A 21739-nucleotide genomic window follows, 5' to 3' on the forward strand; every position below is an offset into this window, starting at 1 on the left:
CCGTTCCGGCGCAGCACCGCTCAGATGCGGTAGTCGACGACGACTGGCGCGTGGTCGGACCAGCGTGCGTCGTATGAGGGGTAGCGGTCGACCCGGTAGTCGACGACGCGCTCGGCGAGCGCCGGGGTGACGACGTGGTAGTCGATGCGCCAGCCGGTGTCGTTGTCGAAGGCCTGCCCCCGGTTCGACCACCAGGTGTAGGGGCCCTCGACCTCGCCGGCCCAGGTGCGACCGACGTCGACCCAGCCGAGCCCTTCGCCCTCTGACTCGTCGACGCCCTGCACCGTTTCGCCGCGGGGGCCGAAGAAGCGATCGAAGTAGGCGCGCTCGCCGGGCAGGAAGCCGCTCTTCTTGCGGTTGCCTCGCCAGTTCTTGATGTCGAGCTCGCGGTGGCCGACGTTGAAGTCGCCGACGATGGCGACATGGGAGGAGTGCGAGAGCTCGCGCATGCGCTCGGTCATCGCCTCGAGGAAGGCCCACTTCGCCTCCTGCTTGGGCGTATCAGCCTCACCGGAGTGCGTGTAGTTGCTGACGACGGTGATGGTGTCGTCGCCGAACGCGAAGTCGGCCTCGAGCCAGCGGCCCGCCGACTGGATGCGATCCTGCGCGTCGTCCGCGCCGAGACCCACTCGGTGCGCGAGCGGGGCGACACGGCTCGCGATCGCGACGCCTGCGCGCCCCTTGGCGAGCGACGGGACGTGGAGGATGTGCCAGTCGTCGCCCAGCAGCTCCTCGACGTGGGAGTCGTCGGCGCGGACCTCCTGGAGCGCGAGCACGTCGACGTCGCGCGAGGCGAGCCAGTCGGCCATGCCCTTGCGGTACGCGGCACGGATGCCGTTGACGTTCACGGATGCGACGCGCAGGGATTCAGCCATGACCACCAGTCTACTTCGCACCACCGACATCCGCGGGGCGGCGGCCGACGGTGCCGAGGTGGCTGAAGGGTCCGTTCTCGGCGCCGCGTCGAAACGTCAGTGGCCGGGCGTATGCTGTCTGGGTCCCGACGCGCCGGTCGGGTCACGGGGCGCGCGGGCGCCCCGAATGAGAGAGGTCGTCGATGTCTGTGAACAGCGCTCCCATCAGGCCGTGGGCCGCACTCTGGGCGATGGTGATCGGGTTCTTCATGATCCTGGTGGACACCACGATCGTGTCCGTCGCGAACCCCTCGATCATGAGCGGACTCGGCGCTTCGCTGACGGCGACGCTGTGGGCGACGAGCGCGTACCTGCTTGCGTACGCGGTTCCGCTGCTGATCACGGGGCGGCTCGGCGATCGCTTCGGCCAGCGGAGGGTCTACCTCATCGGTCTCACGGTCTTCACGGTGTCCTCGCTCGCCTGCGGGCTGGCTGGCGACATCACGACGTTGATCGTCGCGCGCGTGTTCCAGGGGCTCGGTGCCGCGCTCATGACCCCCCAGACGATGGCGGTCATCACCCGGATCTTCGGCCCGCGCGAGCGCGGTTCCGCCATGGCGGTGTGGGGCGTCACTGCCGGGGTGGCGACGCTCGTCGGCCCGATCCTCGGCGGCTTCCTGCTCGACGGGTTCGGGTGGGAGTGGATCTTCTTCATCAACGTGCCGGTCGGTGTCGTCGCGTTCGTGCTCGCACTGAAGTATGTGCCGAAGCTCGAGACGAGCGCGCACCGCTTCGATCTGCTCGGTGTGCTGCTCAGCGCAGTCGGCATGTTTCTGGTGGTGTTCGGGATCCAGGAGGGCGAGGCCTTCGACTGGGGTCGCATCTGGGGGCCCATCACGGTGTGGATGCTGATCGCTGCGGGTGCCGTCTTCCTGGCGCTGTTCGTCCTGTGGCAGCGGGTGCAGCGGGGTGAGCCGTTGATGCCGCTCTCCCTGTTCCGCAACCGCAACTTCTCGGTCGGTTCGGCGACGATCGTGACGGTGGGCGCGACGGTGACGGCGCTCGGACTGCCGATCATGTTCTACTTCCAGCTGGTGGACGGCCTCACCCCGACCCGCGCCGCGCTCATGCTCGTGCCGATGGCGGTCGTGTCAGTGGCGATGGCTCGCCCCGTCGGCCGTTACATCGACGCTCACGATGCGCGCCGCGTCTCGACCGTCGGGCTCGCGCTCATGGCGATCGGTCTCGTCGGCTACGGGGCGATGATGTGGGTGCAGGTCCCGGTGCTCTGGATGCTCGTGCCGAGCGCCGTACTCGGGTTCGGCAACGCGTTCATGTGGGGGCCGCTCGCGTCGATCACGACGTTCAGCCTCGACCGATCGCTGGCCGGGGCCGGATCAGGGGTGTACAACACTGGCCGTCAGGTGGGCGCTGTCTTGGGCGCCGCTGGAGTAGCGGCGCTCATGGAGGGGCGCATCACGGCGCAGCTCGGCGCCGGCGCCGGCGGGCCAGGGGAAGCTGCCGGGCAGCTTCCCGAGGCGCTCCGCGAGGGGTTCGGGATCGCGATGGCCCAGTCGCTGATCCTGCCGGTCTCCGCCATCGTCGTGGGTCTGCTGCTCACGCTCTGCTTCGCCCCGCGCCCCGCGCAGACGCGCACCGAGTCGGTGGCGGTCGCCGCGAAGTAACGATCTCGTCCGGGTGGTCGGGCTGCCCGTACTCTGGTGGCAAGACCGTCCGTGACCCGAAGGGATTCCCTATGCTGCTCGCATTCTCCGTCGCCCCGTCTGGAACGGGCCGGGCGGACGGCTCCGTGCACGACGCCGTCGCCGCTGCCGTGCAGGTGGTCCGCGATTCCGGGCTGCCCAACCGCACTGACGCCATGTTCACGACCGTCGAGGGGGAGTGGGACGAGGTATTCGACGTGGTGAAGCGCGCGACGGAGGCGGTGGCGCCGTTCGGGTCCCGCATCTCGCTGGTGATGAAGGCCGACATCCGCCCCGGATACACCGGTGAGCTGGACGGCAAGCTCGAGCGCATGGAATCGGCCCTGGAAACGTAGCGTCCGGGGTGGCTGACGTCACCTGCTGCAGTAGGCGGACAGGCGCTCCTCACCTGCAGTCAGCGCCTCGTCCCAAACGGTGAAGTCCGCGTCGGCCTGAGCGATATACGCATCAAGCTTTTCAGGGGAAAGCTCGAGCGCCTGCTCCTCCGTGAGCAACGTCGCGACCACGTCCTCGGAGTATGTCTCGTACGCGTCGTACATGCGCGCCATCTCCGTATGGGCCTCGGGGTCGGTCACCTGTACCAGGGCGGCTTTGAGCTGCGCCAGTCCGTCGGCTGCCTGACGCTGCGCCGCGGCCACGTCGCCGTCGGCCGCGAGGTTGGCGGCGTCGCTGAACACCTCGCCCCCGTCGACCCAGTCCCCGTTGGCTATCTCGCACGCCTGCGCGGCGGTCTGGCCGCTCTGCATCGGACCGCACAGATCGTACCGCTGCACATCTGCATCTGACATCTGCTGCTCAAATGCGGTTCGCTGCTCCCCCAGAATGACCAAGAGGTTCGTGGGATCCTCGAGATCGACCGCGTACCCTTCCGGAACCTCGTTCAAGCCGGGCCAGATGGTGTCGGCGTACTGCTGATGCGCACTGATCGATGCGTCCAGAGCTGTTCGCAGCTCGGGGGCCTCGACACGGTCAGCAATGTCCTGCAAGGCAGAGATCACGGCTTGGTGCTCCGTCTGCTTCTGCGCGAAATCCTGGCTCTGGGTGTCGGCTTCGAGTGCCGCCCAGGGTTCTAAGGCGAATCCCCACTCGGAGTTCACCGTCTTGCACCCGCCTTCGAGGAGCTGCTCCGCGGACGAGGTCTGAGCCGGGGCGGCTTCGGCGTCGTCATCGACGGACGGGCTGAGGCTCGCGCACCCAACTGCGCTCGCCGTCAACGCGATGGCCAACGCCACCATCCCTGCGCGCTCCCAGACGCTTCGCATGCTGTCTCCCCGGTAGTTGCCGATGTCACTGTCTTTCAGCTTACGGCGGTCCACCGTCTCTGCTGCCTGCTGAATGGACGGTGTGGCGGGAAAGAGCGGCTGCCATCGGACATCGACACCCGTGTCTGCGACGCTCGAGGTCCATCGCCCATGGCGGACCAGGCGTTTGGGCGAGTCGACCAGGGAGTGCCAGAATCAGTGCATGCGTCCGATTACTCAGTCACGCAAGCTCAGCGGGGTGCGCTACGACGTGCGCGGTCCGATCCTGCAGGAGGCGCAGCGTCTCGAGCGTGACGGTCACGAGATCCTGAAACTGAACATCGGCAACCCCGAGCCCTTCGGGTTCGAGGCGCCGCCCGAGATCGTCGACGAACTGCGCCAGGTGCTGCCCACGGCGCAGGGCTACAGCGATTCGCGCGGAATCCCCGCGGCGCGGCAGGCGGTTGCCCAGTTCTACCGTGACGAGGGCGTCGCCGACGTGACCGAGGACGACGTGTTCATCGGCAACGGCGTGAGCGAGATGATCTCGCTGGTGCTGCAGGCGCTGGTGGACAGCGGCGACGAGGTGCTCGTACCGTCGCCCGACTATCCGCTGTGGACGGCGCAGGTGACGCTGTCCGGCGGGCACGCTGTGCACTATCCGTGCGACGAGTCGAACGGCTGGATGCCTGATCTCGAGGCGATCGAGCGTCTCGTCACCGATCGCACGAAGGGGATCGTGCTGATCAACCCGAACAACCCGACGGGGGCCGTGTACTCGGCCGAGCTGGTGCGCGGGTTCGCTGCGCTGGCGGAGCGTCATGGCCTCGTGCTCATGGCCGACGAGATCTACGAGCAGATCCTGTACGACGGCGCGGTGCACGAACACGCCGCGCTCCACGTCTCCGACACGCTCTGCCTCACGTTCAGCGGGCTCTCGAAGGCGCAGCGGGTTGCGGGCTACCGCGCGGGCTGGGTCACGGTGAGCGGAGACCGGGATCGTGCGCGCGACTTCCTGGAGGGTCTTACTCTGCTCGCGAACATGCGCATGTGCTCGAATGTGCCGGCGCAGTACGCGATCCCCGTCGCGCTCGGCGGAGAAGCGGGCGGGAGTTCGATCGCCGAGCTGTGCGCACCCGGTGGCCGTTTGCGCGAGCAGCGAGACGCGGCGCACCGGTTGCTCACGCAGATTCCGGGTGTCGACTGCGCAATGCCCGGAGGGGCGATGTATCTGTTCCCGCGTCTCGACCCGCAGCGGTACCCGATCGCCGACGATCAGGCATTCGTGATCGACCTCCTCAGGGCGACGCACGTGCTCGTGACGAACGGGCGCGGCTTCAACTTGCCGACCCCTGATCACCTGCGGTTCGTGACCCTGCCTGCGGTGCCGGTGCTGACCGAGGCGATCGGGCGCATCGGCGAATACCTGGCGTCGATCCGCGAAGACTGAGGGTCCGTCTCCGCGAAAGCAGAAAGACTATCGGGGTTCGGGGCACCTGTCGAGGGGTGTTCTCGTCGCCGAGGATCTCGTTACTTTGGGGGTCCGGAGGTGATGTCGTGGCGAAGCAATCAGCGAAGCAGAATCCGTCCATCAAGGACCCCGAACTCTACGAGCGTCTGACCGATGAGGGGGCGTCCGAGGAGAAGGCGGCGAGGATCGCCAACGCCGCAGCGCGTGACGGCCGAGGGAGCGTCGGCAAGCGCGGGGGTGCGGCCGAGGATTACGAGGATCGCACCGTCCCCGAGCTGCGCGAGCGTGCCAAGGAGCTCGGACTCAGCGGATACTCGGATCTGCGGAAAGACGAGCTCATCGAGCTGCTGCGCGAGCACTGATCCCTGAGGGATCGTTACCGAGCCCGCGCGGTCGGAAGAGCACCTGAAGAAACAAGGAGGAACCTCATGATCGAGCATGATGGGGATCGTCGAGATCCCGATGCGACGAGTGACCCGGCACGGTCGGATGAGACCGGGGCTGACTGGGCCGACGAGGGCGGCGCGACCCCCCAGGGTCCGGCAACGGCGGAATCCGCAGTCGACGACGGTGATGCTGGTGGAGACCGGCGGGCCGGTGGCTCGGTGATGGGTGAGGACGTGTCCGTCTCGCAGACGGCCGAGCACATCCCGTCGACACCGGTCAATTTCGATCCGCCGAGCTGATCGCTCGCAGCCCGCGGGCTGGGTTAGGCGTCGTCTTGAGGGTCTGCCGCCGGTTCCGGCGTGAGCACGAGTCCGCCGCGTCCGTTGGCGAGGCCGGTGAGCTGTTCGAGCCAGCGGTGATTGATGTCCTGGTTATCCGTCGAGTCGAACTCGAAGGTTACCGGAATCGACGGGTGCAACCAGATGGTCCGGCGCTGCCCGGCGTCGTCCCAGGTGAAGACGACGCTCTCCTGGAGCGTGAGCTTCACGACGATGACGGAGCGCAGATGCGCGAGCGTACGATCGTCGAACGCGAATGTCTGTCCGTGTCCGTAGTGCAGCTTCCCCACGCGCGTCCTCGATTCTGTGGTGGCTCGGTCGTTGATTACTCGAACTGGGTTTGCGCGCCCTCCTGGGCGCGCTGAGCAGCGTAGGCTTCCGCCTCTTTCTCGGTGAGCAGCACGAGGCCGCGAGACGTGTTCGAGAGGTCGTGCAGCACGTTAACCCAGGTCTGATTGAGTTCAGGGACGCGGCTCCCCGCGAAGCGGAAGACCAGCGGAATGTGCGGGGAGAGCCAGATCGAGACGCGTCCGCTGCCCTTGGAGACCGGGTTGGGCCAGCTGACGAAGAACGCCTCGCCGCGACGGAGCTTCATGCCGATCGCGACCTTGGCGTGGGCGAGGGTGCGGTCTTCGATGTCGTACTCTATGCCGCTGCCGTAGATGAGGTGACCCATGGGTACAAGAATCCCACAGCCAACGGCCGCTGCATGTGCGGGCGCGCCGGGTGAAATCGGGGATCCTGCCACCCCGCCGTCGCCCGATGCGGCCCCGGGCCTGAGATGATGAACGTATGTCGGTCAGGATCCTCGCTGTGGGCAAGAAGCATGAGCGCTGGGTTGCCGAGGGCATCGGCCGCTACGAACAGCGGCTGCGCAAGCCGTTCGACGTCTCCTGGGCGCTGCTGCCGCACTCGTCCCGTGCTGCCGACGCCGCTCGGAGCGAGGAGTCCGACCGTCTCCTCGCGAAGATCGACCGCGACGACTTCGCGGTGCTCCTCGATGAGCGCGGGGAGAACCTCGCCTCGCCCGGACTGGCGCGGTCACTGCAGCAGGCCTTCGACCGGTCGGCGCGAGTGTCGCTCGTGATCGGCGGCGCCTACGGGGTGGACGAGCGCGTGCGCGAGCGCGCGAACCTCGTCTGGAGCCTCTCACGCCTCGTGTTCCCCCACCAGCTCGTGCGCCTCATCGTGGCGGAGCAGCTGTACCGCGCGCAGGAGATCTCAGCGGGGCGTCCCTACCACCACGAGTAGGCCGCTCGCACCGATCCCGGCCCCGCAGGCAGCCCCGCGCACCCGCGCTCGCGACACGCCGAGAGGCATCGGTGGAGGAAATTTCTTCCCCCCTCCCGACGTTGTGGATAAGTGAGGGTGAGCGGCAGAATCTCGCCGAAAGTTCTCCCCAGATGAGGGGTGATCGCGGTGGAAATCGCGTGAAAAACTACAGGGGTGTAACTACAGCATCTTGTGGTCGCCTCTCGTGTGGTTCACTATATGTAGTGCCTCGGACGGGGCGCACCGGTTTTGATCGAAGGGCGTGAAATGGCAACCACGGTGTACACGAAGCCGTCATGCGTGCAGTGCACGGCGACGTACCGAGCGCTCGATAGCAAGGGCATCGAGTACGACGTGATCGACCTCTCGGAAGACGAGACGGCACTGGAGACGGTGAAGGGTCTGGGGTACCTCCAGGCACCGGTCGTGGTCACCGACGACGAGCACTGGTCGGGCTTCCGCCCCGATAAGATCTCGGAGCTCGCCGGCCGCCTCGCCGACTAGTCCTCCGCCGGGAGACGATTCGATGCACACGCACCCCGAGTCGCCTCCCGGTCCTGTTCGACCGGAGGTGCGGATGGTGGATCTCGTCTACTTCTCGAGCGCATCGGGCAACACCCACCGCTTCATCGAGAAGCTCGGGCGTCCGGCGGCGAGGATCCCCCTCTATCCGCGCGAGGATCCCCTCCTGGTCGACGAACCGTTCGTCCTGGTCGTTCCGACCTACGGCGGCGGACCCGAAACGAAGGCCGTGCCGAAGCAGGTGATCCGCTTCCTCAACGATGAGCGCAACCGCCGTCACCTCCGCGGGGTGATCGCGGCGGGAAACACGAATTTCGGCGATGCGTACGGCATCGCGGGAGACATCATCGCTCGCAAGTGCGGAGTCCCGCACCTCTATCGATTCGAACTCTTTGGAACACCGGACGACGTCATCGCCGTTCGAGAAGGATTGGAACAGTTTTGGAAACTCTCGTGACTGAGCCGGGCCTCGACTCGTCGAAGGTCAGCGACATGGATTACCACTCGCTGAACGCGATGCTCAACCTGTACGACGCCAACGGCATGATCCAGTTCGATAAGGACCGTGAGGCCGCTCGGCAGTACTTCCTCCAGCACGTCAACCAGAACATGGTGTTCTTCCACTCCTTCGAGGAGCGGATGCGCTACCTGCTCGACAACGAGTACTACGAGCGCGAGCTCATCGAGCAGTACTCGGTCGACTTCATCGAGCGGCTCACGAACGAGGCGTTCGCGCTGAAGTTCCGCTTCCCGACGTTCCTCGGAGCGTTCAAGTTCTTCACCTCGTACGCGCTGAAGACGTTCGATGGCAAGCGGTACCTCGAGCGATTCGAGGATCGTGTCGTGATGGTCGCTCTCGGCCTGGCGCAGGGCGATCAGGATCTGGCCCGAGGTCTCGTCCACGAGATCCTCTCCGGCCGCTTCCAGCCGGCGACCCCCACCTTCCTGAACCTCGGCAAGGCGCAGCGAGGCGAACTCGTCTCCTGCTTCCTCCTCCGCATCGAGGACAACATGGAGTCGATCTCGCGCGGCATCAATTCCTCGCTGCAGCTGTCGAAGCGCGGCGGAGGCGTCGCGCTGCTCCTCTCGAACGTTCGCGAGGCCGGCGCCCCGATCAAGAAGATCGAGAACCAGTCCTCCGGCATCATCCCCGTGATGAAGCTCCTGGAAGACAGCTTCAGCTACGCGAACCAGCTCGGCGCGCGTCAGGGCGCCGGTGCCGTCTACCTGTCGGCGCACCACCCCGACATCATGCGCTTCCTCGACACCAAGCGCGAGAACGCGGACGAGAAGATCCGCATCAAGACGCTCTCGCTCGGCGTCGTGATCCCCGACATCACGTTCGAACTCGCGAAGAAGAACGAGGACATGTACCTCTTCTCGCCGTACGACGTCGAGCGCGTGTACGGAGTGCCCTTCGGCGACATCTCGGTCTCCGAGAAGTACTACGAAATGGTCAACGATTCGCGGATCAAGAAGACGAAGATCAACGCGCGCCACTTCTTCCAGACCATCGCCGAGCTGCAGTTCGAGTCCGGGTACCCGTACATCGTGTTCGAGGACACCGTGAACCGGGCGAACCCGATCAAGGGCCGCATCAACATGTCGAACCTGTGCTCCGAGATCCTGCAGGTCAACACCCCGACCACCTACACGGAGGACCTGGGCTACGACCTCATCGGCAAGGACATCTCCTGCAACCTCGGGTCGATGAACATCGCCATGATGATGGACGGCGAGAACTTCAGCTCGAGCGTCGAGCTGTCGATCCGCGCCCTCACCGCCGTGAGCGACATGAGCCACATCTCCTCGGTCCGCTCGATCGAGGACGGCAATGACAAGTCGCACGCCATCGGCCTCGGCCAGATGAACCTGCACGGGTACCTCGCTCGCGAGCATATCCACTACGGGTCGGAAGAGGGCATCGACTTCACGAACATCTACTTCTACACGATCCTGTTCCACGCTCTGCGCGCGTCGAACCAGATCGCGAAGGAGCGGGGCGAACAGTTCGAGGGCTTCGCCGACTCGAAGTACGCGTCTGGCGAGTTCTTCGACACCTACACCGACCAGGCCTGGGAGCCGGCGACCGAGCGCGTGCGCGAGCTGTTCGCCTCGTCGAACGTCGACATCCCGACCCAGGACGATTGGCGCGAGCTCAAGGCGAGCGTGCAGCAGTACGGCATCTACAACCAGAACCTGCAGGCGGTGCCCCCGACCGGCTCGATCTCGTACATCAACAACTCGACGAGCTCGATCCACCCGATCGCGTCGAAGATCGAGATCCGCAAGGAGGGGAAGCTCGGCCGCGTCTACTACCCGGCCCCGTTCCTCACCAACGACAACCTCGAGTACTACGAGGACGCCTACGAGATCGGTCCCGAGAAGATCATCGACACGTACGCGGCGGCGACGCAGCACGTGGACCAGGGTCTTTCGCTGACGCTGTTCTTCAAGGACACCGCGACGACCCGCGAGATCAACCGGGCGCAGATCTACGCGTGGCGCAAGGGCATCAAGACGATCTACTACATCCGTCTCCGTCAGCTCGCGCTCGAAGGAACGGACATGGAAGAGTGCGTCAGCTGCATGCTGTAACGACTGCGAGCAGGCGTGAAAGGGCGATCCCGATCGGGGTCGCCCTTTCCGTCATACCCACACCATGTTGCGGTGCTGTGGGCGCTCGGGCACTAGATCTAGTATTCGTCGACTGCGGAGTGGTGGGCGCGGTTCGCGAGGGAACCGGGTAGAGTTTGAGGTGGTTCGTCCCCGGCCTGTCGTGGCCGGAACGGATGAAATCTCATAGACGGTGCTTCTCGGTCACCCCGTGGTGTTCCACGACGGTGATCCGACGCGAGCGGAGAAAAAGGGAGCCGATGAACTTCAAGCTGGGCCACGCTGTTCAGGCGATCAACTGGAACCGGATCCAGGACGACAAGGATCTCGAGGTCTGGAACCGCCTGGTGAACAACTTCTGGCTGCCCGAGAAGGTGCCGCTCTCCAACGACGTGCAGTCGTGGAACACGCTTACGCCTGAGGAGCAGCTCCTCACTATGCGCGTGTTCACCGGCCTGACCCTGCTCGATACGATCCAGGGCACGGTCGGCGCGGTATCGCTGATTCCGGACGCGATCACACCACATGAGGAGGCGGTGTACACCAACATCGCGTTCATGGAGTCGGTGCACGCGAAGAGTTACTCCTCGATCTTTTCGACGCTCGCCTCGACGCAGGAGATCGACGACGCGTTCCGCTGGTCCATGGAGAACCCGAATCTGCAGAAAAAGGCGCAGATCATCGTCGACTACTACGAGGGAGAGGATCCGCTGAAGCGGAAGGTCGCCTCGACGCTGCTCGAGTCCTTCCTCTTCTACTCGGGCTTCTACCTGCCCATGTACTGGTCGAGCCACGCCAAGCTGACGAACACCGCCGACCTGATCCGCCTCATCATCCGCGACGAGGCCGTGCACGGGTACTACATCGGCTACAAGTTCCAGAAGGGGCTCGAGAACGAGACCGAGGAGCGCCGTCAGGAGCTCAAGGACTACACCTTCTCGCTGCTGTTCGACCTTTACGAGAACGAGGTGCAGTACACGCAGGATCTCTACGACAATGTTGGACTGACCGAGGACGTCAAGAAGTTCCTGCACTATAACGCGAACAAGGCGCTCATGAACCTCGGTTACGAGCCGATGTTCCCCAAGGAGATGTCGGACGTCAATCCGGCGATCCTCTCGTCGCTCTCGCCGAACGCGGACGAGAACCACGACTTCTTCTCGGGGTCGGGCTCCTCCTACGTTATCGGCAAGGCCGTCGCGACCGAGGACGAGGACTGGGACTTCTGAGTCGCTGAGTTCCTACCGCACCCGGTGGGACTCTGGAGGGGTCCGGTTTTCGCGCATCGCTGCGACACCGGGCCTCTCGTGGCTCGCGGGCGAGCGCGAGATTCAAGCATCCGTACATAACATTCCGCTTACCAACACTTAGCTCATTAAGTGTTGGTAAAATTCGGTCATGCCCACACCTCTCGAGCGCATCAGCATTCCGATCGAACCCGTCTCGTTCGAGACGCTCGACTGGCGGCCGCGTGCTCCCGAGATGCACTCGCGGGCCGAGGTGGCGAGGCAGACCGGCTCCTACCGGGCCTCGATCGCGGCATCGATCTGTGGCTGGTCGCCGCGCTTGGGTGCGGAGGACTCGTCCGATATCGAAGATGCGACGCGTCGGCTGGTGGAGTTCGACGGTCACGCACAGCGTGCCCTCGGCACCGACAGTCCCGCGCTGGGGCCCATGACGGCGATCCTCCTCCGGACCGAGTCGGCCTCGAGCTCGCAGATCGAGCAGTTGACCACCTCGGCGAAGCAGCTCGCGCTCGCGGAGATCGATGAGGGCGAGAAGCACAATGCGCTCACCGTGATTGGCAATGTCCGGGCGATGGAAGCCGCCCTGGATCTCGCGGATGAGGTGAGCGAAAACTCGATTCTGGCGATGCACCGGGCGCTCATGCTGCACCAGCCAGGCTTTGACCCTGCTGCCGCCGGGTGCTACCGCTCGGAGCAGGTCTGGATCGGGCCAGGTGAGGCCGGCCCCCGGACGGCGGACTTCGTCGCACCGCACCACACCCGCATTTCGGAATCGATTCACGACCTCGTGCGCTTCGCGAAGCGCGAGGACGTGCCGGTACTTGTGCAGGTCGCGGTCGCGCACGCCCAATTCGAGACCATTCACCCGTTCCCTGATGGGAACGGGCGCACCGGGCGGGCCTTGGCGCAGTCCATCTTGCGCAATAAGGGTCTCGTCGGTTCAACGGCGGTGCCGATCTCGGCGGGACTGCTCGTCGACGTGGGTCGCTACTTCACCGCGCTCGGAGCGTTCCGTGAGGGGGATGCAGGTCCCATCGTTCGCGAGTTCGCGCGTGCGAGCCGAATCGCCGCGACGAGTGGAATACGGCTCGTCGACGACCTCGCCGCTCAGCTATCGGAATCGCGAAGCAGGCTTCAGGGGCTCAGGTCTGATGCTGCGGCCTGGCGGATATTGCCCGCTCTCGTCGCCCAGCCCGTCGTCAATACGACGTATCTCGTCCGCGAGCTCGGGCTGGGGGAGATGGCTGCGCTGCGATCCCTCAAGGCCCTGGCCGAGCGCGGCGTGCTGACCGAAGTCACGGGTCGGGCGCGTGGGCGGGTATGGCAGCACGGGGGAATTCTCGGGATACTGGACGATTACGCCGCGGAGATCCGGCGCATGTCGACGTGGTAAGGATGTTGCGCGTCAGACGTCGCGACTACGGTGGAGAGGTGATCGCGCCACCCGCCTCTGACTCAGGGGGACACCGCCCCCGCCCCGGCTGGTGCGTGGTCGGTGTACTGCCGAGCGGAGGCATCGGCGCTGTCGATGTGAGCGCGGATGGCCAGACCGGCGACCCGGTCGAGCTCTCGCACGAGGAGCTGTCGACTTACGTGAGCGACCGCGAAACAACGCACCCACCCCGGTGGGTGTGGAGTGACACCGCGCACTGGTTGCCGAGCCTCCTGACAGACGGCGTCACGGTGGCGCGCTGCCATGATCTTCGGCTGTGCCACGCGATCCTGGCGCGCTCCGAGTACACGGGGACCCGGCAGGCGCTCGTGGCCGCGGACGAGTGGCGGCGTGACTTCGAGGAACCCGAGGTCGCAGCGCCGGCGGCGACCCTGTTCGACCTCGAGGTCGAGAGCGCAGACCGTGTCACAGTGCCCGATGGTCTGGGGGCGGCGCTCGATGAGTTCGCGCGGCAGCGCGCAGCGCTCGCCTCGAGCGGTGGGGAAGCGCGGCGTCTGCGGATCCTGCTCGCCGCCGAATCGGCGGGTGCGCTGATCGCGGCCGAGATGCGTTCCGCCGGCCTCCCGTGGAGCGCATCGGAGCACGACCGCCTGCTTAGCGAGGCGCTCGGCCCGCGCCCGGCGACGGGCACCAAACCGTCGGCGATGGTGGAACTCGCGACGCGTGTGGAAGAGGCGCTCGGCGTGCGGGGCCTCTCGATCGACTCCGCGCCGAAGCTGCTGCAGGCGCTCCGCCGCGCGGGGATCGACGTGCACTCCACCTCGCAGTGGGAACTCATGGAGCACGAGCACCCCGCGATCGCACCGCTGTTGCAGTACAAGAAACTCGCGCGGCTCCTCTCGGCGAACGGGTGGGCGTGGATCGACGAGTGGGTGCGCGATGGCCGGTATCGGCCGGTGTACGTTCCCGGAGGAGTGGTGACGGGGCGGTGGGCGTCGAGCGGCGGGGGCGCCCTCCAGATTCCGCGGAGGCTCAGACCGGCGATCCGCGCCGATGAGGGGTGGACCTTCGTCTCGGCCGACGTCGCCCAGCTCGAGCCGCGGGTGCTCGCGGCCATGTCGGGGGACCGTGCCATGGCGGTCGCGGGACAGGGCAAGGACCTCTACGCCGGCATCGTCGAGAGCGGCGCGGTGCAGTCGAGGGAGGAGGCGAAGCTCGCGGTGCTCGGGGCGATGTACGGATCGACGACCGGCGACGCCGGTCGCCTGGTGCCGAGACTCCGCCGGATCTACCCGAACGCGATGCGCATGGTCGATGAGGCGGCCTCCGCGGGGGAGCGCGGGGGCGTGGTGTCGACCTGGCTGGGCCGTTCGTCGCCGGAGCCAGGACCCGAGTGGGCCGACCTGCAGGCCCGCGCCCAGGGGAACTCCGCGACCTCGGCGGACGAAACCCGCGCCCGCCGTGCGGCCCGCGATTTCGGGCGCTTCACCCGGAACTTCATCGTGCAGGGCACGGCGGCGGAGTGGGCGCTCGCGTGGATGGCCGACCTCCGATTGCGGCTCGCACGACTCCCGGAGACCGGCGGAGTGCATGCCCCGGCCTCCGGCCCCGCGTTCGCACGACGCGCGCACCTCGCGTTCTTCCTGCACGACGAGGTCATCGTTCATGCCCCGCTCGACCAGGCGAAGGCCGCGGCCGCGGCCATTCAGGATGCCGCGGCGGCGGCTGGTGAACTGCTCTTCGGCAAGACCCCGGTGGAGTTCGCACTCGAGGTCAGTGTCGCGGATACGGCGTCGAAATGAGATCTTGAGATCGCCCCGCACGGGGGCGAAACCCACCCGAGTGGGGGGCCGCACTTCCGACACCGCGTTCCATGAGCTTTCTTTCAGTGCGTGCACAGACTACGCTCTGGGTCTGACGTCGTTGATGATCTCGTCCGTGACGCCACCCTCACCGGCGGAAGGAAACCGATGACACGAGCAGACCCCCAGACGGCGGTCCCTGAGCGCGAGCAGTGGACGGGCCAGGTCGGTTTCATCCTCTCGGCGCTCGGTTCCGCCGTCGGCCTCGGAAACATCTGGCGCTTCCCCGGCGTCGCCTACGAATCTGGAGGCGGGGCGTTCCTGATCCCGTACATCGTGGCGCTCGTGACCGCGGGTATTCCGATCCTGTTCCTGGACTATGCCATCGGCCACCGGTTCAGAGGTTCCGTGCCGCTCGCGCTCAGACGCCTCGGCGGGAAGCTGGGCGAGGGGCTCGGATGGTTCCAGGTGGCCATCTGCGTGTTCATCGCGATCTACTACACCGCGGTACTAGCGTGGTCGTCGAGCTACTTCGTGTTCTCCTTCGACCTGCGGTGGGGCGATGACACCGCGGGTTTCTTCACCGGCGACTACCTGCAGACGGCCGCGAGCCCGTTCACGCTGGACTTCGTGCCCGGCGTGATGATCCCGCTGGTGATCGCGTGGGTCGTGACGCTCGGCATCCTCGCAGCGGGAGTGGTGAAGGGCATTCAGCGCGCGAACATCATCTTCATCCCACTGTTGATCGTCGGCTTCCTGATCCTGGTCGGGTACGCGCTGACGCTGCCAGGGGCGATGGACGGCCTGAACGCATTCTTCACGCCCGACTTTGCCGCCCTCGCCGATCCGAACGTGTGGATCGCCGCGTACGGACAGATCTTCTTCTCCCTGTCAGTCGCGTTTGGCATCATGATCACCTATTCGTCCTACCGTCGCAGGCGTTCGAACATGACCGGTGCGGGACTCGTGGTCGCCTTCGGTAACTCGGCCTTCGAGCTGCTGGCAGGTATCGGCGTGTTCGCCACCCTGGGCTTCTTCGCCTTCCAGCAGGGCGTTGCGGTCTCGCAGCTCGAGGGGCTCACGGGCGTCGGGCTGTCGTTCATGACCTTCCCCGCTATCGTGAGTCAGATGCCTGGTGGTGCCTGGTTCGGGGCATTGTTCTTCGGCTCGCTCACGCTTGCGGGCCTCACCTCACTGATCTCGATCCTCGAGGTCGTCATCGCTTCGCTGCGCGACAAGTTCGGCTGGAGCAGGCCGAAGGCAGTGCTTGGCTTCGGCAGCATTCTCGCCGTGATCTCGCTGGTGCTGTTCGGCTCGACCTCCGGTCTCACCGCGCTCGACACCATCGATGCGTGGTCGAACCAGATCGGTATCGTCGGGTCCGCGGTCGGCATGTCGGTCATCGTGCTGTGGGTCAAGCGGAAGGGCCCGGAGCTCGCCCGTCACCTCAGTGCGGTCTCGACGTTCAAGGTGGGCACCCTGTGGCAGATCTTCACTACCGTGCTCGCCCCGCTCGTGCTGGGCTACATGCTGATCGCGAAGATCATCGACTTCCTTCAGAACGGCTACGAGGGGTATGACACGTGGTATCTCTGGGCGGCCGGATGGGGATGTATCCTCGTCATGCTGATCGCGGCCTTCGTGCTGCCCCAGCTCCGCTGGCGCCACGATCCGGACAAGTTCGATGCGTGGCCGACCGATGCACAACTCGGAGTGAAGGGAGGCGCACGATGAGCGCCATCGCCGTGACCTGCTTCGTCATCGCCGCCGTGATCATCTGGGGCGGCCTGATCGCGAGCATTGTCTTCCTCTCGATGAAACCGTCGGTCGGAACATACCCCGAGGGCGGGAACGACGCAGAAGGCGACGTGCAGGAGTGACCGACGCCAGATCGCGGTCGGCGTCACTGCGGTCTGCGCTGTCGGGCGAGGCGCTCTTCTTCGCGTCCTGCTCGCGCATCCCGCTGGGCCTGCAGGCCCATCATGAATACGTCCAGCCCCGACTCGAACGCCTGGTCCGCCGGACTCGCGCCGGTCTCGGTGGTTCGAGTCTCTCGTTGGGCATACGCCTCGGAGAACTGGGGAACATCCCCGCGATCGCCCGGTGACATCAGGTCGGCTGGAGCCGCCGCATCGAGCGCGGAGCCGAGGATGAACGACTCCATCGCGACGAGAATGTTGAGCGCTTCCCACCGCTCCCACCCTTCGCGGTGCAGTGCCTCGATGACCTGTTCGTAGGTGGTGAAGATCTCGGAGTCGGTCGCGAACGGCATCACCGCGAGCAGGGCGATGGTGGGCGGGTGGCTGGCGAACACTTCGCGATAGGAGCGCGCCCAGGTTCTGAGCGCCTCATCCCACCGCTGCGTCGTGAACGGGGCGACCGTGATGCGGGTAGCGATGACCTCGCGAATGCCCTTGAAGACGTCATCCTTACTGGAGACGTGGTTGTACAGCGCCGAAGGGCGCACTCCGAGTTCGTGTGCGATATCTCGCATTCCGAAACCGTCGCGGCCGTGACGGTCGAGCAGGTCAAGCGCAGTCTCGACGATCAGTACGCGGGAGAGAACGTTCTCGTTCGGCCTGCCGACGCCTCTTCGCTTCTGGCCTGCCATCGAAGTCCTTTCGCCAGTGCCGGTACCGCATTCGAAGAAAATGCGATCACGGCTCGCTTTGTTCCCATTCAAGACTTATCCTAGTGAAGCTAAAAAGAACGTTGTTCATTTTGCCGGCGCGATCCGACGATGGATCCTGCTGCTCACTATCGGCATCTGCCGCTGTATTCCAGGAGTTCCCCGTGAGCCAAGCATCCGGTGCGCATCTCAAACGCACCCTCGGCGTCTTCACCCTCACCCTCTTCGGGTTGTCGTACATGGCGGTCGGTACCGTCTTCACCACTTACGGCATCGTCAACCAGCTCACCGAAGGCCATCTCGTCGACTCGTACGTCGTAGCCCTTGTCGTCATGCTATTCACCGCCGGGAGTTATGCGGCGATGGTACGGCGCTACCCGGTCGCCGGATCCGCGTACACCTACTCGCAGCAAGCGTTCGGCGGCGCCACCGGGTTCCTCACGGGCTGGGTTCTTATGCTCGACTACCTGTTCATCCCGATGATCAACTTCCTGATCCTCGGTCTGTACGTCGGGACGCAGTTCCCGAGCGTGCCGAGCTGGATCTTCACGCTCGCCGCCCTCATCGGCGTATTCATCTTCAACGTGCTCGGCATCTCGCTCGTCGGGAAGATCAACACGGTGATCGTTGTGGTCTCGGTCGCCGCGGTGATCGTCTTCGCAATCCTCGCCATCAAGGCCGCGATCAACGACCCCAACGCCCCCTCGCTGCTCGAGCCGTTCATCCCCGGTTCGGCCGGCTACAGCCCGATCTTCACGGGCGCTGCCGTGCTCGCCCTGTCATTCCTCGGATTCGATGCTGTCTCGACGCTGTCGGAAGAGGCGAAGAACCCGCGCCGTGATATTCCCCGCGCCATCATGCTGACGACGATCGTCGGCGGACTGCTCTTCATCTTCGTCTCATACGTCGGTGCGCGCGCGTACTATCTCTCTGACTGGAGCACCGCCTCGGACGACCTGTTGAACGCGGCGGGGGCCGTGCTGTTCAGCCACGTGGGCGGCGACGTACTGGCCATCATCTTCGTGATCATCACCGTTGCCGGCTGCTTCGGTTCCGGTCTCGCCGGCCAGGTCGCCGTCTCGCGCATCCTGTACTCGATGGGTCGCGATGGGATTCTGCCGAAACCCCTCGGCAAGCTCTCACGGCGCTTCGGCACCCCGGTCGTGGCGGCGACCACGGTTTCCGTCGTCGCGCTCGCGAGCCTCTTCGTCAGTCTCGAACAGGCGGCGTTCATGATCAGCTTCGGAGCTCTCGCCGCCTTTGCGATGGTCAACCTCTCGGTGATCCGCACCTACCTCTTCCCGAAGGGCGGGCGCACCGAGCCCGTCACCGCCTGGGCGTGGATCCGCTATGGACTGCTCCCGTTCATCGGCTTCGGGCTGACCATCTGGCTGTGGACCTCGCTCGAGAGTCTGACCTGGATCATCGGCGGCATCTGGGTCGCCATCGGCGTCGTGATTCTCGCTCTCAAGACCGGGTTCTTCCGTAAGCCCGTGCCGAAGCTGAACTTCTCCGAGGAGATCCCGTCGACGGAGGCCATTGACGCGCTGTCTGCGGAGTACCCGCTTGATGAGCACGCCGGAGCCCGAACGGCCTCCGGCGAGGCGGATGGACCGCAGCGATGACGACAACGCTGTACCGCAACGCCGTCGTCTTCACGGCCGACCAGAGTGCCGGCCGGCCGGGGCCTCTCGCCGAAGCCTTCGCCGTCGACGACGGACACTTCGTCGCAGTCGGTTCAGTCGAAGAGGTGCGCAGAGCCGTCGGCCAGACCGCGGGTGGCGCGCAGGTGGTCGAGATCGACCTGGGCGGGCAGTTCGTCTGCCCAGGGGTGATCGATTCGCACACCCACCTCGTCGGCTTCGGCGACGCCCTCGCTCGCGTTCTGCTGCGAGACTGCGGGTCGCTCGTGGAGATCCAGCAGCGACTCGTCGCTGCACGAGCGGCGGATCCGACGGCCGATCGCGTGCTCGGTAGCGGTTGGATGTTCGGGGCGATCGCAGAGGGGCAGCCGACCGCGGCGATGCTCGATGCGGTGCTCCCCGACATACCGGTCTACCTCGACGCCAACGACTTCCACTCGGTATGGGTCAACTCCGCCGCGCTGGAGGAGATGGGGATCGATGCGTCGACGCCCGACCCCGTGGGCGGCGAAATCGTGCGAGACGCGGCGGGCCGCGCGACGGGTCTGCTGCTCGAAACCGCGGGTACGCAGTACGCCGGCGGGTTCCTGAGCGCACAGACGACTGAGAGCGACATCATCGCAGCCCTGGATCGCGCCTTCGACGCATACCTCTCCGTCGGCGTGACGGGTGCCACGGAGATGTCGTTGACCGCTGCAGAGGTTGCCGGGCTGCGTGCCATCATCACGCGAGACGGTCGACTCCCGTTCCCGATCACGGCGCACTGGATACTCGAGCCCAGCGGCGACATTGACCAGGACCTCGCCGGGATCGATGGCATCGTGCACTTGCGCGACGCGCTCGCCGCGGGCCCGGAAGCGGCGTGGCTACGCGTCGCCGGCGTAAAGTTCATCATGGACGGCACGATCGATGCTTGCACGGCGACCATGATCGCTCCGTACGCGAACGGCACGAACGCCGAACCGATCTGGACGTCGGAGCGCATCATGCCGGTGGCCGAGGCCGCCGATCGTGCTGGCCTGCAGCTCGCGATGCACGCGATCGGGGATCGCACGAGCGAGATCGCACTCGAAGTCGTCGACCACTGCGTCCGCGTCAACGGACCGCGCGCGCGACGTCACCGAATCGAGCATCTGGAGAGCGTGGCCGATGACACCATCGCCCGCATGGCCGAGCTCGGGGTGGTGGCGTCGATGCAGCCGGTGCACTCCGACCCCGCGGTGCTCGACAACTGGAAGGCACAACTCGGCGACGAACGTCAAGAGCTCGGCTTCCCGTGGCACAAGTTTCGCGCGGCGGGCGTGCCGATCACCCTCGGTACCGATGCACCGACCGCACCGCACGAACCGCTGCCCAATCTGTACATCGCGTTGACCGGCGGATCGGCGCTGGCCCCTCACCGAGAGCCCTACCATCCGGAGCGCGCGTTCACTCCGGCCGAGGCGCTGATCGCGCTGACCGCCGGCGGGGCCTACGCGGGGGAGATGGACCGGACTGCCGGCCGCATTCGAGTGGGACTGAGTGCCGACTTCATCGTGCTCGATGTGAACCCGCTCGAGAGTGCTCCAGCCGCGATGCTGACGTCTCGGGTGCGATCCACGGTCGTGCGAGGCGAAGAACGGTATCGGGCGGAGTGACCGGCGGCGGCGAGTGCAGACGCCCGTGACACGGGGATGTCTGCACTCGCCGCGCTCCCTCACGCCTTCTTGCGGCCGAAAATGAGTCCCCAGATCAGCAGGACCACGAGAGATCCGCCGATGGCGAGCGCCCAGGTCTGGAGCGACCAGAACTCCTCAAGCGACGCGTCGAAGAGCAGCGAGCCGAGCCAGCCTCCCACGACAGCGCCCACGACGCCGAGGATCAAAGTGACGATCCAGCCGCCACCCTGCTTGCCCGGCATGATGGCTTTCGCGATCGCGCCCGCGATGAGGCCGAGGATGATAAATGCGAAAAATCCCATGGTGTCCCCCTTGCGATAACTGTGGTTTTCCCAGCTATTACAGCGGCACGCGCGCGGTAAGGTCAAGCCTCGCGCGGCGTCGATCCCATATCGTTCCGCAGTGAACGCTCGCTGGCTTCGATGAGTTCAAGCATCGCTGCGTGGAGTTCTTCGAGCCGAGCGGTGCTCATTCCGAGACGGGACGCCATTTCAGCGGGAACGCGCTCGGCGCGCCTGCGCAGGTCTGCTCCCGCCGAGGTCAGGGACACCTCCAGTCGACGCTCGTCCTCGGTATTTCGGCGTCGTTCGACGAGACCGCGTGCTTCAAGACGTTTGACGAGCGGTGACAGTGTCGGCGCTTCCTGGTGCAGTCTCGTGGCGAGTTCGGTGAGCGCAAGCGGCTCTTCTTCCCAGAGGGCGAGCAGGACGAGGTATTGCGGGTGGGTGATGCCGAGCGGGTCGAGTACGGGGCGGTACGCCGCGACGATGCTGCGGGAGGCCACAGTGAGCGCGAAGCACACCTGGCGCTCGAGGGACAGCGGATCGGTCGACGTCATGCCCCCATCATCCCCTACCCGCGGTCGAATCTGCTGGTGGAGGATCGGCTAGACTAAGATTCATGCACGAATAGTTTGTGCATGAAGTAACCGAGGAGGAGTCA

General features: G+C 65.7%; 23 protein-coding genes. 16 read left to right on the forward strand and 7 right to left on the reverse strand.

Features of this window, described 5'->3' with window-relative positions:
• Positions 1–20 precede the first annotated feature (20 nt).
• Complete coding sequence (locus K8P10_RS00655) at positions 21–875, reverse strand: exodeoxyribonuclease III (protein ID WP_224779881.1); 855 nt, start codon at positions 873–875, stop codon at positions 21–23.
• 182 nt (positions 876–1057) lie between these two features.
• Between K8P10_RS00655 and K8P10_RS00660 the strand changes: the two genes are divergently transcribed.
• The gene (locus tag K8P10_RS00660) at positions 1058–2539 is read left to right on the forward strand and encodes a DHA2 family efflux MFS transporter permease subunit (RefSeq protein ID WP_224779882.1); all 1482 of its coding nucleotides are present in this window, start codon (positions 1058–1060) and stop codon (positions 2537–2539) included.
• Between the two features lie 71 nt (positions 2540–2610).
• The gene (locus tag K8P10_RS00665; protein ID WP_224779883.1) at positions 2611–2913 is read left to right on the forward strand and encodes a thiamine-binding protein; all 303 of its coding nucleotides are present in this window, start codon (positions 2611–2613) and stop codon (positions 2911–2913) included.
• An 18-nt stretch (positions 2914–2931) separates the two neighbouring features.
• Here the strand turns inward: K8P10_RS00665 and K8P10_RS00670 are convergent, their stop codons facing one another.
• A complete protein-coding gene (locus tag K8P10_RS00670) occupies positions 2932–3840 on the reverse strand; it encodes a hypothetical protein (RefSeq protein ID WP_224779884.1) in 909 nt (302 codons plus the stop codon).
• A 202-nt stretch (positions 3841–4042) separates the two neighbouring features.
• Here K8P10_RS00670 and K8P10_RS00675 point away from each other — a divergent pair, with 202 nt between their 5' ends.
• The 3 genes from K8P10_RS00675 (at position 4043) to K8P10_RS00685 (ending at position 5976) form a co-directional block, all read left to right on the forward strand.
• Positions 4043–5269, forward strand: a complete 1227-nt coding sequence (locus K8P10_RS00675) for a pyridoxal phosphate-dependent aminotransferase (RefSeq protein WP_224779885.1) — start codon at positions 4043–4045, stop codon at positions 5267–5269.
• A 107-nt stretch (positions 5270–5376) separates the two neighbouring features.
• Positions 5377–5652, forward strand: coding sequence for a Rho termination factor N-terminal domain-containing protein (locus K8P10_RS00680; RefSeq protein ID WP_224779886.1), 276 nt, complete (start codon positions 5377–5379; stop codon positions 5650–5652).
• Positions 5653–5718: 66 nt separating this feature from the next.
• A complete protein-coding gene (locus tag K8P10_RS00685; protein WP_224779887.1) occupies positions 5719–5976 on the forward strand; it encodes a hypothetical protein in 258 nt (85 codons plus the stop codon).
• Between the two features lie 23 nt (positions 5977–5999).
• Here the strand turns inward: K8P10_RS00685 and K8P10_RS00690 are convergent, their stop codons facing one another.
• Positions 6000–6305, reverse strand: coding sequence for a hypothetical protein (locus K8P10_RS00690; protein WP_224779888.1), 306 nt, complete (start codon positions 6303–6305; stop codon positions 6000–6002).
• 35 nt (positions 6306–6340) lie between these two features.
• Positions 6341–6691 carry a hypothetical protein gene (locus K8P10_RS00695; RefSeq protein ID WP_224779889.1) on the reverse strand — a complete coding sequence of 117 codons (351 nt, stop codon included), beginning with the start codon at positions 6689–6691 and terminating at the stop codon, positions 6341–6343.
• 116 nt (positions 6692–6807) lie between these two features.
• Between K8P10_RS00695 and K8P10_RS00700 the strand changes: the two genes are divergently transcribed.
• From K8P10_RS00700 to K8P10_RS00740, 9 genes are all read left to right on the forward strand, one after another.
• On the forward strand, positions 6808–7266 hold the full coding sequence (locus K8P10_RS00700; protein ID WP_224779890.1) for a 23S rRNA (pseudouridine(1915)-N(3))-methyltransferase RlmH: 459 nt from the start codon (positions 6808–6810) through the stop codon (positions 7264–7266).
• 288 nt (positions 7267–7554) lie between these two features.
• On the forward strand, positions 7555–7791 hold the full coding sequence (gene nrdH / locus K8P10_RS00705) for a glutaredoxin-like protein NrdH (protein ID WP_224779891.1): 237 nt from the start codon (positions 7555–7557) through the stop codon (positions 7789–7791).
• Positions 7792–7864: 73 nt separating this feature from the next.
• The gene (nrdI, locus tag K8P10_RS00710; protein ID WP_224779892.1) at positions 7865–8266 is read left to right on the forward strand and encodes a class Ib ribonucleoside-diphosphate reductase assembly flavoprotein NrdI; all 402 of its coding nucleotides are present in this window, start codon (positions 7865–7867) and stop codon (positions 8264–8266) included.
• A 35-nt stretch (positions 8267–8301) separates the two neighbouring features.
• Positions 8302–10407, forward strand: a complete 2106-nt coding sequence (gene nrdE / locus K8P10_RS00715) for a class 1b ribonucleoside-diphosphate reductase subunit alpha (protein ID WP_224781193.1) — start codon at positions 8302–8304, stop codon at positions 10405–10407.
• 278 nt (positions 10408–10685) lie between these two features.
• Positions 10686–11654 (forward strand): class 1b ribonucleoside-diphosphate reductase subunit beta, encoded by a 969-nt coding sequence (gene nrdF, locus K8P10_RS00720; RefSeq protein ID WP_224779893.1) that lies wholly within the window; start codon positions 10686–10688, stop codon positions 11652–11654.
• A gap of 169 nt (positions 11655–11823) precedes the next feature.
• Positions 11824–13065 carry a Fic family protein gene (locus K8P10_RS00725; RefSeq protein WP_224779894.1) on the forward strand — a complete coding sequence of 414 codons (1242 nt, stop codon included), beginning with the start codon at positions 11824–11826 and terminating at the stop codon, positions 13063–13065.
• Positions 13066–13067: 2 nt separating this feature from the next.
• The gene (locus tag K8P10_RS00730) at positions 13068–14867 is read left to right on the forward strand and encodes a bifunctional 3'-5' exonuclease/DNA polymerase (RefSeq protein WP_370631915.1); all 1800 of its coding nucleotides are present in this window, start codon (positions 13068–13070) and stop codon (positions 14865–14867) included.
• A 168-nt stretch (positions 14868–15035) separates the two neighbouring features.
• The gene (locus K8P10_RS00735; protein WP_224779896.1) at positions 15036–16601 is read left to right on the forward strand and encodes a sodium-dependent transporter; all 1566 of its coding nucleotides are present in this window, start codon (positions 15036–15038) and stop codon (positions 16599–16601) included.
• Positions 16598–16747 (forward strand): MetS family NSS transporter small subunit, encoded by a 150-nt coding sequence (locus K8P10_RS00740; RefSeq protein WP_224779897.1) that lies wholly within the window; start codon positions 16598–16600, stop codon positions 16745–16747. The genes K8P10_RS00735 and K8P10_RS00740 overlap by 4 nt, the downstream gene beginning before the upstream one ends.
• 23 nt (positions 16748–16770) lie before the next feature.
• Here the strand turns inward: K8P10_RS00740 and K8P10_RS00745 are convergent, their stop codons facing one another.
• Entirely contained in the window at positions 16771–17478 is a 708-nt protein-coding gene (locus tag K8P10_RS00745; RefSeq protein ID WP_224779898.1) for a TetR/AcrR family transcriptional regulator, read from the reverse strand.
• Between the two features lie 182 nt (positions 17479–17660).
• Between K8P10_RS00745 and K8P10_RS00750 the strand changes: the two genes are divergently transcribed.
• Together K8P10_RS00750 and K8P10_RS00755 are read left to right on the forward strand one after the other, a co-directional pair.
• A complete protein-coding gene (locus K8P10_RS00750) occupies positions 17661–19121 on the forward strand; it encodes an APC family permease (protein WP_224779899.1) in 1461 nt (486 codons plus the stop codon).
• On the forward strand, positions 19118–20776 hold the full coding sequence (locus K8P10_RS00755) for an amidohydrolase (protein ID WP_224779900.1): 1659 nt from the start codon (positions 19118–19120) through the stop codon (positions 20774–20776). The genes K8P10_RS00750 and K8P10_RS00755 overlap by 4 nt, the downstream gene beginning before the upstream one ends.
• Positions 20777–20835: 59 nt before the next feature.
• Here K8P10_RS00755 and K8P10_RS00760 read toward each other — a convergent pair whose 3' ends face one another.
• Positions 20836–21099, reverse strand: coding sequence for a GlsB/YeaQ/YmgE family stress response membrane protein (locus K8P10_RS00760; RefSeq protein ID WP_224779901.1), 264 nt, complete (start codon positions 21097–21099; stop codon positions 20836–20838).
• 62 nt (positions 21100–21161) lie between these two features.
• Positions 21162–21635: a MarR family winged helix-turn-helix transcriptional regulator gene (locus K8P10_RS00765; RefSeq protein WP_224779902.1), complete on the reverse strand. Its 474-nt coding sequence runs from the start codon at positions 21633–21635 to the stop codon at positions 21162–21164.
• Positions 21636–21739 lie beyond the last annotated feature (104 nt).

The organism is Leucobacter sp. Psy1 (assembly GCF_020096995.1).
Classification (GTDB): domain Bacteria; phylum Actinomycetota; class Actinomycetes; order Actinomycetales; family Microbacteriaceae; genus Leucobacter.

Coding starts and splice junctions, on each gene's coding strand:
- K8P10_RS00685 (WP_224779887.1), top strand. CDS start 5,719: ATGATCGAGCATGATGGGGATCGTCGAGATCCCGATGCGACGAGTGAC.
- K8P10_RS00670 (WP_224779884.1), bottom strand. CDS start 3,840: ATGCGAAGCGTCTGGGAGCGCGCAGGGATGGTGGCGTTGGCCATCGCG.
- K8P10_RS00700 (WP_224779890.1), top strand. CDS start 6,808: ATGTCGGTCAGGATCCTCGCTGTGGGCAAGAAGCATGAGCGCTGGGTT.
- nrdI (WP_224779892.1), top strand. CDS start 7,865: ATGGTGGATCTCGTCTACTTCTCGAGCGCATCGGGCAACACCCACCGC.
- K8P10_RS00735 (WP_224779896.1), top strand. CDS start 15,036: ATGACACGAGCAGACCCCCAGACGGCGGTCCCTGAGCGCGAGCAGTGG.
- K8P10_RS00745 (WP_224779898.1), bottom strand. CDS start 17,478: ATGGCAGGCCAGAAGCGAAGAGGCGTCGGCAGGCCGAACGAGAACGTT.
- K8P10_RS00675 (WP_224779885.1), top strand. CDS start 4,043: ATGCGTCCGATTACTCAGTCACGCAAGCTCAGCGGGGTGCGCTACGAC.
- nrdH (WP_224779891.1), top strand. CDS start 7,555: ATGGCAACCACGGTGTACACGAAGCCGTCATGCGTGCAGTGCACGGCG.
- nrdE (WP_224781193.1), top strand. CDS start 8,302: ATGGATTACCACTCGCTGAACGCGATGCTCAACCTGTACGACGCCAAC.
- K8P10_RS00755 (WP_224779900.1), top strand. CDS start 19,118: ATGACGACAACGCTGTACCGCAACGCCGTCGTCTTCACGGCCGACCAG.
- nrdF (WP_224779893.1), top strand. CDS start 10,686: ATGAACTTCAAGCTGGGCCACGCTGTTCAGGCGATCAACTGGAACCGG.
- K8P10_RS00665 (WP_224779883.1), top strand. CDS start 2,611: ATGCTGCTCGCATTCTCCGTCGCCCCGTCTGGAACGGGCCGGGCGGAC.
- K8P10_RS00725 (WP_224779894.1), top strand. CDS start 11,824: ATGCCCACACCTCTCGAGCGCATCAGCATTCCGATCGAACCCGTCTCG.
- K8P10_RS00730 (WP_370631915.1), top strand. CDS start 13,068: ATGTTGCGCGTCAGACGTCGCGACTACGGTGGAGAGGTGATCGCGCCA.
- K8P10_RS00660 (WP_224779882.1), top strand. CDS start 1,058: ATGTCTGTGAACAGCGCTCCCATCAGGCCGTGGGCCGCACTCTGGGCG.
- K8P10_RS00695 (WP_224779889.1), bottom strand. CDS start 6,691: ATGGGTCACCTCATCTACGGCAGCGGCATAGAGTACGACATCGAAGAC.
- K8P10_RS00655 (WP_224779881.1), bottom strand. CDS start 875: ATGGCTGAATCCCTGCGCGTCGCATCCGTGAACGTCAACGGCATCCGT.
- K8P10_RS00740 (WP_224779897.1), top strand. CDS start 16,598: ATGAGCGCCATCGCCGTGACCTGCTTCGTCATCGCCGCCGTGATCATC.
- K8P10_RS00765 (WP_224779902.1), bottom strand. CDS start 21,635: ATGACGTCGACCGATCCGCTGTCCCTCGAGCGCCAGGTGTGCTTCGCG.
- K8P10_RS00760 (WP_224779901.1), bottom strand. CDS start 21,099: ATGGGATTTTTCGCATTTATCATCCTCGGCCTCATCGCGGGCGCGATC.